The following is a 10351-nucleotide window of genomic DNA, read 5'->3' on the forward strand; positions in this document are numbered from 1 at the left end:
CCAGGGCACACCCGGACCTGTGGGGCGGGGGGCGGGCAGACTGGCCGTATGAGACTCTTCGCCGCCGTACTGCCCCCTGAGGACGTGTGCCGTGAGCTCGGTGCCGTCGTCGACGAGCTGCGCGCGCCGGCCGGGTCCGACGGTGTGCGGTGGACCGGGCGGGCCGGGTGGCACTTCACGCTCGCCTTCTACGGCGAGGTGGACGACGGGCTCCTGCCCGGGCTGTCGGAGCGGCTGGAGCGTGCCGCGCACCGGACCGCCCCGTTCCCGCTCTCCCTGCGCGGCGGCGGGCAGTTCGGGCACGGCAGGGCGCTGTGGGCCGGGGCCGAGGGGGACCTGGCGACGCTGCGGCTGCTCGCCGAGCGGGCGGAGGCCGCGGCGCGGAAGGCGGGTGTGCCGATGGGGGAGCACCGGCGGTACAAGGCCCACCTGACCGTGGCCCGGAGCCGGGAGGCACGGGACGTGCGGCCGTACCTGGACGTCCTGGCGGGTTTCACCGGCCGCACCTGGACCGTCGACGAGTTGGTGCTGGTGCGCAGCAACCTGCCGACGTCCGGTGTCCCCGGGGAGCAGCCCCGGTACGAGGCGGTCGGGCGCTGGGCGCTCGGGGGCGCCGGTTAGGCTCGGTGGCGTGGACCCGAAAACCCGCAACCGGATCATGGCCGGTGTGCTCGTGCTGATGTTCCTCGTCGTCGCCCTGGCTTCCTTGCCGGGAAGGTAGGACGGCCGGGGGACCGCACAGGGCCGTTCCCCGGCCGCGCCCCTGAGGGGCCTACCAGGCGAAGGCTTCGGGGCTCGGGCCCGGGCCCGGGAAGATCTCGTCCAGGCCGGTCAGGAGTTCCTCGGACAGCTCCAGCTCCGACGCGCGGACCGCGGAGGCGAGCTGCTCGGCGGTGCGCGGGCCGACGATCGGGCCGGTCACGCCGGGGCGGGTGAGCAGCCAGGCCAGGGCGGCCTCGCCGGGCTCGACGCCGTGCTTGTCGAGCAGGTCCTCGTAGGACTGGATGCGCGCGCGGGTGGCCGGGTCGGCGAGTGCGTCGGCCGCGCGGCCGGAGGCGCGGCGCCCGCCCTCGACCTCCTTCTTCAGGACGCCGCCCAGCAGACCGCCGTGCAGCGGCGACCAGGGGATCACGCCGAGGCCGTAGTCCCGCGCGGCCGGGATGACCTCCATCTCGGCGCGGCGCTCGGCGAGGTTGTACAGGCACTGCTCGCTGACCAGCCCGATGGTCCCGCCGCGCCGGGCGGCGATCTCGTTGGCCTGGGCGATCTTGTAGCCGGGGAAGTTCGACGATCCGACGTAGAGGATCTTGCCCTGCTGGATCAGGACGTCGATCGCCTGCCAGATCTCCTCGAACGGGGTGTCCCGGTCGACGTGGTGGAACTGGTAGACGTCGATGTAGTCGGTCTGCAGCCGCTTCAGGCTCGCGTCGACGGCCCTGCGGATGTTGACGGCGGAGAGCTTGTCGTGGTTCGGCCAGGCGGGTCCGTCGGCGCCCATGTTGCCGTAGACCTTCGTGGCGAGGACGACCTTGTCGCGCCGGCCCTCGCCCTTGGCGAACCACGTGCCGATGATGCTTTCGGTGCGGCCCTTGTTCTCACCCCAGCCGTACACGTTGGCGGTGTCGAAGAAATTGATGCCCGCGTCCAGCGCCGCGTCCATGATGGCGTGGCTGTCGGCCTCGTCGGTCTGGGGGCCGAAGTTCATGGTGCCGAGGACGAGCCGGCTGACCTTGAGTCCCGTGCGTCCGAGCTGCGTGTACTCCATGCCGACCAAGCCAACGTCTTGGAGTGCGCTCCAGGCAAGTCACCGGCCCTGGGCGTGCGGGTAGTCCTCCGGGTTCTCCGCAGGGCCGTACGACACCGGTTAGTTGACCTCCAGGTCGTTCACCAGCCGCAGGCAGGTGATGACGCCGCGGTCCGCGTCGGCCGTTGCCGCGTACTCGACCCGGAAGAGCAGGTGCGCCGCGGTGCCGACGGTGGCGACCAAGGTGGCGGGGCCGATGAGGGGCCCGCCCCGGGGCGGCGGATCCACCAGCGGCTCCGCCACCCTCGGTGGCCTGCGCCCGCACAGTGACGTGGATGTGCCGGCCGTCGTGCGGCGGTCGGCGACCGGACGGCAACGCCGGGTGCCGGTCGCGGGGTTGCCCAAGGCGTCCGGGGCCGGGGCGGGGCCGCGGCCCGTCGGGCTCACCCTGGCCGTGCAGGACGACGTACGGCCCTGGCGCTACCCGCCCGCCTGTGACCTGCTGCACGGGTCGTGGCTGCGGGAGGACTTCGAGCGGGGTGTGACGCCCCGGCCCGGGGCCGGCCGCCGACCTGCGCCGGGCGATCGTCGCCGGGGTGCCGGAGCTGCTGGGCGAGCCGGCCACGGACACCCGCGACGTCCTGCTCACCCTCGCCCGCGGCCGGCGCACTCTGGCCGCCGGAGAGGTCCGGTCGAAGGACGCCGCCGCCGAGTGGGCCGTCGGCCGGCCGCCCTCCGCACACCGGCCGGCCCTCGCCCGCGCCCGGGCCGTCTACCTCGGGGAGGAGGACGAGCGGTGGGACGGCGTGGACGCCGGGGGCTGCGCGGAGTACCTGGTCCGGATGATCGGGGGAGCGTCAGCCCGCGTAGGGCCCGCCCAGGCCCCAGCCCTGGTGCAGGGCCGTCGCGAAGGCCGCCGCGATCTTGTGTTCGCCGCTCGCGTTGGGGTGGGTTCCGTCGTAGGTGTCGGCGGCGACGTCGTAGGAGGGCGGGGTCGAGGCCAGGAGGATCGGGGAGGCCGGTTCGTCGAGGTCCGCGGCCGTCTTGGCGAGGAGTTCGTTGAAGCGGGCGACCTCGGTGGCGAAGGCCGCGTCGGTCCGGGCCCGGACGTTCGGTGTCACCGGCAGCCAGACCATCCGCACCCGCCGGTTCGCCGCCCGCGCCCGCGCGGTGAACGCGCGCACGTTGTCGGCGGTCTGCTCCGCGTTCGTGTAGAAGCCCAGGTCGATCAGGCCGAGCGAGACCAGCAGGACGTCCGCGCGGCAGGAGCGCACCGCGTCGCCGATCAGCGGCGCCATGTGCTGCCAGCCCTCGCCCCAGCCGGCCAGGTGCGCCCGGGGGAAGTCCGGTTCGGCGTAGGCGTACGACGTGGGGGCGTCGGCGCGCTTGTCGTAGAGCGTCTCGCGGGGGCCGACGAGGGTGAAGGGGCCGCGGTGGGAACGGCACAGGTGCTGCCACAGCCGGTAGCGCCACGTGTGCTCGCCCGCGCTTCCGATCGTCATGGAGTCACCGACGGGCATGAACCTGAGCATCCGCTCATCATGGACGATCAGCGCGCCGGGCGGGATGTGAGCCGGGCCACGCGCCGACCCCGGCCCCGGTGCGGGGAGCCGGCCTCCCGGGAACCGCCTGATGAACCGCCCGGCGGGATGGCACGCTTGGGGCATGCGCAGACCCTTCGCCCTCCTCGCCGCGGCCCTTCTCACGGGCGCCCTGGCCGTGCCCGCCACCGCAGCGGACGGGGACGAGAAGTTCACGATCAGGGATCCGCGCATCACCGAGTCCAGCGGCCTGGCCGCCTCGCACCGGCACCCCGGGATCTACTGGACGCACAACGACAGCGACGACGGGGCCTACCTCTACGCCGTCGACAGCAGGACGGGCGAGACGGTCGCGACGATCACCATGACCGGTGTGGGCAGCCCGCGCGACGTCGAGGCCGTCTCGATCGGGCCGGACAACCGGATCTGGGTCGGCGACATCGGCGACAACCTCGGCGGCACCTGGCCGCACGTGTGGATCTACCGGCTGCCCGAGCCGGAGACCCTGCGCGACCAGTCGGTCCGGGCCACGCAGTACGTCGTGAAGTACTCCGACGGCGCGCGGGACGCCGAGTCCCTCGTGGTGCACCCGAAGACCGGCCGCGTCTACATCGTCGACAAGAACGAGAAGGGCGGGCACCTGTACGAGGGTCCCGCCGACCTCTCCCCGGGCGGCACCAACGTGTTCCGGCCGGTCGCGGCCGTCCCCGACCTGGAGGCCACCGACGCGACGCTCTCCCCCGACGGCGAACACCTCGTCGTGCGCAGCTACTTCGGGGCGGTCGCCTACGACTGGAACGGCGGGAGGATCAAGAAGAAGGAGCGGCTCGGCGTGCCGTTCCTGGGGCAGGGGGAGTCCGTCACCTACACCGCCGACGGGTCGAAGCTCATGTTCGGCGCGGAGGGGGCCGACAGCCCGGTGGAGCCGCAGGACGCTCCCGGCGGCTCGGACTCGTCCGCCGGGAAGGGGAGTTCGGCCTCGCCGGAGGGGGGCGCCGGGGCGGGCGGACTGAGCGGTGACCTCAGGACCGGGGCCATCGCCGCCGGTGTCGCCCTGGTCGTCGTGCTCGGCCTGCGCAGGCTGAGGCGGCGGGGTTGAGGGCGTGGCGCGGAGTCCGAGGGGCGCGAGGGGAACTGCTGCGGGCCGGCCGACGCGGGGCGGGCCGGCCGGCGCGGGGCGGGTCAGCCGGCGCGGTGGCGGCGCTACGCCTGTGACGTGTCCGGGTCCCCGGCCCGGCGCTGCTCCACCAGGACCTCCAGGCCGTCCAGGATGCGCTGGAGCCCGAACTCGAAGTGGTCGAAGTCCGGTCCGAAGGTGTCCTCGGACAGGGATGCCATGACCGGATAGCGGCCCGACGCCATGGCCTTCTCCAGGGTCGGCACCTGCGCCTGCCAGAACTCGGCGTCCGTCAGGCCCGTCCGGCGCTCCGCCTCCAGCTGGTACAGCTGCGTGCGCGCGGCCCCGACGACGTACCCGTCGATCATGATGATCGCCGAGACCAGCTCGGGGTCGCTCAGGCCCATCGGGCGGATCAGCGTGAGGACCTTCTCCATGCCGTCCAGAGCGCTCGGGCCGAGGATCGGGCGGGACTGGTTGACGTGCAGCAGCCAGGGGTGGCGGCGGTAGAGGGCGAGGGTCGCGCGGGCCAGGGCCTCCAGGGCCGCGCGCCAGCCGCCGTCGCCCAGGTCGGCCGGGTTCCCGGAGGGGCGCTGCACCCGGTCCAGCATGAGGTCGAGCAGCTCGCCCTTGCCGGGGACGTACCGGTACAGCGACATGGTCCCGGTGCCCAGCTCGGCCGCGACGCGGCGCATGGAGAGCCCCTCCAGGCCCTCGGCGTCCGCCACCTGGACGGCCGCTTCCACGATCCGGTCCAGGGTGAGGGTCGGCTTGGGCCCGCGGCTCGGGCGCCGGCCGGTGTCCCACAGCAGCTCCAGGGTGCGGGCGATGTCGCCGCTGCCGCTGGTCTCCGTACCGCCACTGCCACTCGTGCCGCTCGTCATGAGCCCAGCTTAGGGCCCTCCACAAAAACTGGGTACGCTGTACGCGCAATCGGGTACGCTGTACCCAGTTCAGTGCCGGACCGGCACGGGTCACGGGAGGGGCGATATGGGCGGATACGCGGTGCGCGCCGAGGCGCTGGAGAAGCGGTACGGCGAGAAGCGCGCCCTCGACGGCTTCGACCTGGCGGTACGCGAGGGCACGGTGCACGGCCTGCTCGGGCCGAACGGGGCGGGCAAGACCACCGCCGTCCGCATCCTGTCCACGCTGGTCCGGCTGGACGGGGGCCGGGCGACGGTCGCCGGACTCGACGTGACCCGCCAGCCGCGCGAGGTGCGGGCCAGGATCGGGCTCACCGGCCAGTACGCGGCGGTCGACGAGGTGCTGACCGGCCGGCAGAACCTGGAGATGTTCGGCCGCCTGTTCCACCTGGGCGGCAGGCGCGCCAAGCTCCGGGCAGCCGAGCTGCTGGAGCAGTTCGACCTGACCGACGCCGCCGACCGGGGTGTCGGCAAGTACAGCGGCGGCATGCGGCGCCGCCTGGACCTCGCCGCGTCGATCATCCTGGCCCCGGCCGTGCTCTTCCTCGACGAGCCGACGACCGGCCTGGACCCGCGCAGCCGGGGCGAGGTGTGGGACTCGGTCCGGGCCCTGGTGGCGAGCGGCACGACGGTGCTGCTGACCACGCAGTACCTGGAGGAGGCCGACAGGCTCGCCTCCCGCATCACCGTCATCGACCAGGGCCGGGCCATCGCCGACGACACCCCGGACGGGCTGAAGGGCCTGGTCGGCGGCGACCGGATCGAGGTCGTGGTCGCCGAGCGGTCCGAGATCCCGCGGGTGGTGAAGGTCGTCGCCCGGGTCACCGACGGCGAACCGGCGTCGGACGAGGCCGAGTTGCGGGTGCAGGCCCCGGTCGCCGACCGGGTCGCGGCTCTCACGGAGGTGGCGCGGACCCTGCAGGACGAGGGCGTCCGCGTGGAGGACATCGGATTGCGCAGGCCGAGCCTCGACGACGTCTTCCTGCGCCTGACCGGACACCGGACCGAGAAGGAGGCCGCAGCGTGAGCGCCGTCGACCTGAGCACCGCGAACGCGCGCGGCGGCACGTACTGGCTGCTCGCCGACTGCGGGAACATCGTCCGCCGCGGCCTGACCCACTACCGGCGCCAGCCGGTCAACATCGCCTGGCAACTGGGCTTCCCGATCCTGTCCGTGCTGCTCTACGGCTATGTCTTCGGCAGCGCGATGAAGGTGCCGGGCGGCGGGGACTACAAGGACTTCCTGATGCCGGGCATGTTCGTGATGACCATGGCGTTCGGCTTCATCAACACGGCCACGGTCGTGGTCTACGACTCCACCAAGGGCGTCATCGACCGCTTCCGCTCCATGCCGATGGCGTCCTCCGCCGTGGTGGCCGGACGCGGGGTCACCGACCTCATCGTGGCCTGCGCCGAGCTGGCCATCATGATGCTCACCGCCCTCGCCATGGGCTGGCGCCCGGACGGCGGCCTCGGCTTCCTCGCCGCGTTCGGGCTGCTGCTGTGGCTGCGGTTCGCGCTGATCTGGATCGGCGTGTGGCTCGGCCTGCTGGTGCCCAACCCGGAGGCCGCGGGCGGCCTGTTCGCGGTCGCCTTCCCGCTGACGATGATCTCCAGCATCTTCGTCGCGCCGCAGCTGATGCCCGACTGGCTGGGCTGGGTCGCGGCCTGGAACCCGATCTCCTCCACGGCGGCGGCGACCCGTGAGCTGTTCGGCACGCCCGTCGGGGGCGGCGACTCCTGGGTGGAGCAGCACGCGCTGCTGATGGCCGGGGTGTGGCCGGTGATCCTTACGGCGGTCTTCCTGCCGCTGGCGGTACGGCGGTTCAAGAAGCTCAGCCGGTAGCGGTGGCGGTGGTGTGGCGACGGGGGCGCTCGGCGGGGGCCGGGCGCCCCCTCCCCGTAGGGTGGCCGGTCATGGGGGACTTCGAGAGCGACATGGTCACCGTCCCGGCCGGGCGGGTGACGCTGACGGACCGGCGGACCGAGCGCAGCTGGGCCGTGGACGTCGCGGCGTTCCGGCTGGCGGCGTTCCCGGTCACCCAGGAGGGGTACGCCGAGGTCACCGGCCGCAGGCCGAGCGCGGCCCGGGGCGAGCGGCTGCCCGTGGAGGGCGTGTCCTGGTGGGACGCCGTCCGCTTCTGCAACGCCCTGTCCCTGCGCGAGGGGCTGACCCCCGCGTACCACGTACGGGACGACGGCGAGACGGTCGACCGGGACGCCTCCGCCGACGGATACCGGCTGCCGACCGAGGCCGAGTGGGAGCACGCCTGCCGCGCCGGCGGCACCGGCCCGCGCTACGGCCCCCTCGACGACATCGCCTGGTACCGCGGGAACGCGGGCGAGGCGATCCACCCCGTGGGCGGCAAGCGGCCCAACGCGTGGGGCCTGTACGACATGCTCGGCAACGTCTGGGACTGGTGCTGGGACCTCTACGACCCCGAGGTCTACGGCACCTACCGGGTGCTCCGCGGCGGCGGCTGGTCCGACGAGCACTGGAGCTGCCGCGCCTCGGTACGCCGCCGGAGCCATCCGACGTTCCGGATCGACGACGTGGGGTTCCGGGTGGCCCGGACACCCCGGGCCTGACCCGGGTGACGGTCCCTGGGCCGGGTCCGGCCTAGCCTTCCAGGCCCGTGCCCTCCAGGGCCGCCTTCTTGCCGCGGCCCCGGCCCACCTGCGTGCGCACCGCCCCCATGCTGGCGGCGATCACCAGCGCGATCGCCGCGGCCTCCGGCGCCGTGAGGGACTGGTCGAGGATCAGGAAGCCGGCCGTGGCCGCGAGGGCCGGTTCCAGGCTCATCAGGATCGCGAAGGTGGAGGCGGGCAGGCGGCGCAGGGCGAGCAGTTCGAGCGTGTAGGGCAGGACCGAGGAGAGCAGGGCCACCGCCGCGCCCAGGCCCAGGGTCACCGGGTCGAGCAGCTTCGTGCCCGACTCGGCGATGCCCAGCGGCAGGAACAGCACCGCGCCGACCGCCATCGCCAGGGCCAGCCCGTCCGCCTGCGGGAAGCGGCGGCCCGTACGGGCGCTGAAGACGATGTACGCCGCCCACATGGCTCCCGCGCCCAGGGCGAAGGCCGCTCCCGCGGGGTCGAGTCCGCTGAACCCCCCGCCGCCGAGCAGGAACACGCCCGCGAGGGCGAGGGCCGCCCAGACGACGTTGATCGCGCGGCGGGACGCCAGGACCGACAGGGCGAGCGGTCCCAGGACCTCCAGGGTGACCGCGGGGCCCAGCGGGATGCGGGCGACGGCCTGGTAGAAGAGCCCGTTCATCGCGGCCATGGTGACGCCGAAGACGACGACCGTGCCCCAGTCGGCGCGCGAGTGGCCGCGCAGCCGGGGGCGGCAGACCAGCAGCAGCACGACCGCCGCGACGAGCAGGCGCAGCGCCACCACGCCCAGGGCGCCCGCCCTCGGCATCAGCGTCACCGCCAGGGCGCCGCCGAACTGCACCGAGATGCCGCCGGCCAGGACGAGGCCCACGGGTCCGAGGGAGCCCAGCCGGCCCGGACCGGCCGCGGGGCCGGACGCGGGCGACGCGGTGGTCGCGGGCTGGGGCGTGGTGACGCTGTCGGGGCTGGTCACGGGCGGTCCTGTGCTCATCGGCGCGGATGCGGGCGGTCCGTACACCGGCGTGCACTCCGCGTACACCCCGATGTACTTCGCAGTCCAGGGTAATGGACTGAGTCAGGTGCGTGAAGCCCTTTTGCCTCTGTCTCGTGGCGTGAGACGCCCGCCCGGCGCCCTCGGGGTCTCAGCGGCGGGACAGGTAGAGCTCGAACGCCTTGTACAGCAGCCGGTTGAGCGGGTAGTCCCATTCGCCGAGGTACTCGACGGCCTCGCCGCCGGTGCCCACCTTGAAGCGGAGCAGGCCCAGCAGCGGGCTGGACTCCTCCAGGGTGTCGGTGATGCCGCGCAGGTCGTAGACGGCGGCGCCGAGTTCGTGGGCGTCGGTCATCATCCGCCACTGCACGGCGCTGCTCGGCTGGACCTCGCGCCGGCGGCTGGTGGAGGCGCCGTAGGAGTACCAGACGTGCTCGCCGACGGTGAGCATCGTCGCGGCGGCGAGCACCTCGCCGTCGTGGTGGGCGAGGTAGAGCCGCATCCGGTCCGGGTGTTCGGCGGTGAGCGCGCTCCACATGCCCTGGAAGTAGGAGAGCGGGCGCGGCAGGAACCCGTCGCGCTCGGCGGTCTCGGTGTACAGCTCGTGGAAGGCCGGCAGGTCCTCCGGGCCGCCGCGCACGACCTTCACCCCGGCCTTCTCCGCCTTCTTGATGTTGCGCCGCCACTGCTGGTTGAGGCCGTCGTGGATCTCCTCCAGCGAACGGCCGGCGAAGGGCACCTGGAAGACGTACCGGGGCTGTCCCGCGGCGAAGCCGGCCTCCCCGCCGGCCTCGCTCTGCCGCCAGCCCATGCGGCGCAGGCCGTCCGCGACCTGCCCGGCCCGCGGTTCGTACGACGTCGCCCGGACGTCGCGCAGCCGTCGCGCGGCCGGGTCCGCGATCGCCGCCTTGACCGTCTCGGCGCTCCAGCGGCGCACCACGACCGGCGGGCCCATCCGCACGGCGAAGGCGCCCCGCCGCCGCAGGTGGGCGACCATCGGCTCCAGCAGGCGTTCCGGGCCGGGCTCGTGCCAGTCGATCAGCGGGCCCTCGGGCAGATACGCCAGGTACCGCCGCAGGCCGGGCAGCCGCGGCCCGGGCAGCGGGCGCAGCAACACCAGCCCGGCGCCGACGAGCTGCCCGACCGGGTCGAACCAGCCGAGGCTCTCCGCCTCCCAGTCGGGCTTGACCGCGCCCCAGGAAGGGACCTGGGTGTGGCTGGCGGAGCGGCGGGCCGAGACGAACGCCAGGTGCTCGTCGCGGGTGATCGGCTGGACGCGGACGCTCATGCGCGGGCTCCTTCGAGCAGCGGCCCTCGGCGGGGCGGGGACTGGTCCCGCGAGCCTAGGAGCGGCCCGCCCGCTCCCCGGTCCCAGACACTCGGATCGCCCCGCAGCGTGGCCCGAACGCCTCACGCGGGTTCG

At 73.8% G+C, this 10351-nt stretch carries 11 protein-coding genes and 1 pseudogene; 6 read left to right on the forward strand and 6 right to left on the reverse strand.

Annotated features, from left to right (window positions below; genetic code table 11):
* Positions 1-48 precede the first annotated feature (48 nt).
* On the forward strand, positions 49-621 hold the full coding sequence (gene thpR, locus RIN80_RS21000) for an RNA 2',3'-cyclic phosphodiesterase (protein ID WP_309097173.1): 573 nt from the start codon (positions 49-51) through the stop codon (positions 619-621).
* A gap of 151 nt (positions 622-772) precedes the next feature.
* Here thpR and RIN80_RS21005 read toward each other — a convergent pair whose 3' ends face one another.
* A complete protein-coding gene (locus tag RIN80_RS21005; protein WP_309097174.1) occupies positions 773-1765 on the reverse strand; it encodes an aldo/keto reductase in 993 nt (330 codons plus the stop codon).
* A 99-nt stretch (positions 1766-1864) separates the two neighbouring features.
* On the reverse strand, positions 1865-2032 hold the full coding sequence (locus RIN80_RS21010) for a hypothetical protein (protein WP_309097175.1): 168 nt from the start codon (positions 2030-2032) through the stop codon (positions 1865-1867).
* A 308-nt stretch (positions 2033-2340) separates the two neighbouring features.
* Between RIN80_RS21010 and RIN80_RS26610 the strand changes: the two are divergent.
* Positions 2341-2496: pseudogene (locus RIN80_RS26610) on the forward strand (aminoglycoside adenylyltransferase domain-containing protein); the annotation flags it as partial.
* A gap of 105 nt (positions 2497-2601) precedes the next feature.
* On the opposite strand, the gene RIN80_RS21020 reads toward RIN80_RS26610, so the two are convergent.
* Positions 2602-3276: a GDSL-type esterase/lipase family protein gene (locus RIN80_RS21020; RefSeq protein ID WP_309097176.1), complete on the reverse strand. Its 675-nt coding sequence runs from the start codon at positions 3274-3276 to the stop codon at positions 2602-2604.
* 133 nt (positions 3277-3409) lie between these two features.
* Here RIN80_RS21020 and RIN80_RS21025 point away from each other — a divergent pair, with 133 nt between their 5' ends.
* Positions 3410-4384 carry a WD40 repeat domain-containing protein gene (locus RIN80_RS21025; protein WP_309097177.1) on the forward strand — a complete coding sequence of 325 codons (975 nt, stop codon included), beginning with the start codon at positions 3410-3412 and terminating at the stop codon, positions 4382-4384.
* Positions 4385-4488: 104 nt separating this feature from the next.
* On the opposite strand, the gene RIN80_RS21030 is transcribed toward RIN80_RS21025, so the two are convergent.
* Entirely contained in the window at positions 4489-5286 is a 798-nt protein-coding gene (locus RIN80_RS21030) for a TetR/AcrR family transcriptional regulator (protein WP_309097178.1), read from the reverse strand.
* 106 nt (positions 5287-5392) lie between these two features.
* Here RIN80_RS21030 and RIN80_RS21035 point away from each other — a divergent pair, with 106 nt between their 5' ends.
* The 3 genes from RIN80_RS21035 to RIN80_RS21045 all read left to right on the forward strand — a co-directional run bounded on the left by RIN80_RS21035 (position 5393) and on the right by RIN80_RS21045 (position 7913).
* Positions 5393-6352, forward strand: coding sequence for an ATP-binding cassette domain-containing protein (locus RIN80_RS21035; protein WP_309097179.1), 960 nt, complete (start codon positions 5393-5395; stop codon positions 6350-6352).
* Positions 6349-7170 carry an ABC transporter permease gene (locus RIN80_RS21040; protein WP_309097180.1) on the forward strand — a complete coding sequence of 274 codons (822 nt, stop codon included), beginning with the start codon at positions 6349-6351 and terminating at the stop codon, positions 7168-7170. Before RIN80_RS21035 ends, RIN80_RS21040 begins: the two co-directional genes overlap by 4 nt.
* A gap of 71 nt (positions 7171-7241) precedes the next feature.
* A complete protein-coding gene (locus RIN80_RS21045; RefSeq protein WP_309097181.1) occupies positions 7242-7913 on the forward strand; it encodes a formylglycine-generating enzyme family protein in 672 nt (223 codons plus the stop codon).
* Positions 7914-7944: 31 nt separating this feature from the next.
* Here RIN80_RS21045 and RIN80_RS21050 read toward each other — a convergent pair whose 3' ends face one another.
* Entirely contained in the window at positions 7945-8928 is a 984-nt protein-coding gene (locus RIN80_RS21050) for an EamA family transporter (RefSeq protein ID WP_309097182.1), read from the reverse strand.
* Positions 8929-9079: 151 nt separating this feature from the next.
* Entirely contained in the window at positions 9080-10216 is a 1137-nt protein-coding gene (locus RIN80_RS21055) for a peptidoglycan bridge formation glycyltransferase FemA/FemB family protein (protein WP_309097183.1), read from the reverse strand.
* Positions 10217-10351 lie beyond the last annotated feature (135 nt).

This window comes from Streptomyces sp. (assembly GCF_031181705.1).
In the GTDB taxonomy this organism is placed as follows: Bacteria; Actinomycetota; Actinomycetes; order Streptomycetales; family Streptomycetaceae; genus Streptomyces.

What these genes read in the sequence shown, in the direction of transcription:
- RIN80_RS21035 (WP_309097179.1), top strand. Translation starts at nt 5,393, where the DNA reads ATGGGCGGATACGCGGTGCGCGCCGAGGCGCTGGAGAAGCGGTACGGC.
- RIN80_RS21045 (WP_309097181.1), top strand. Translation starts at nt 7,242, where the DNA reads ATGGGGGACTTCGAGAGCGACATGGTCACCGTCCCGGCCGGGCGGGTG.
- RIN80_RS21020 (WP_309097176.1), bottom strand. Translation starts at nt 3,276, where the DNA reads ATGCTCAGGTTCATGCCCGTCGGTGACTCCATGACGATCGGAAGCGCG.
- RIN80_RS21050 (WP_309097182.1), bottom strand. Translation starts at nt 8,928, where the DNA reads ATGAGCACAGGACCGCCCGTGACCAGCCCCGACAGCGTCACCACGCCC.
- RIN80_RS21055 (WP_309097183.1), bottom strand. Translation starts at nt 10,216, where the DNA reads ATGAGCGTCCGCGTCCAGCCGATCACCCGCGACGAGCACCTGGCGTTC.
- RIN80_RS21005 (WP_309097174.1), bottom strand. Translation starts at nt 1,765, where the DNA reads ATGGAGTACACGCAGCTCGGACGCACGGGACTCAAGGTCAGCCGGCTC.
- RIN80_RS21025 (WP_309097177.1), top strand. Translation starts at nt 3,410, where the DNA reads ATGCGCAGACCCTTCGCCCTCCTCGCCGCGGCCCTTCTCACGGGCGCC.
- thpR (WP_309097173.1), top strand. Translation starts at nt 49, where the DNA reads ATGAGACTCTTCGCCGCCGTACTGCCCCCTGAGGACGTGTGCCGTGAG.
- RIN80_RS21030 (WP_309097178.1), bottom strand. Translation starts at nt 5,286, where the DNA reads ATGACGAGCGGCACGAGTGGCAGTGGCGGTACGGAGACCAGCGGCAGC.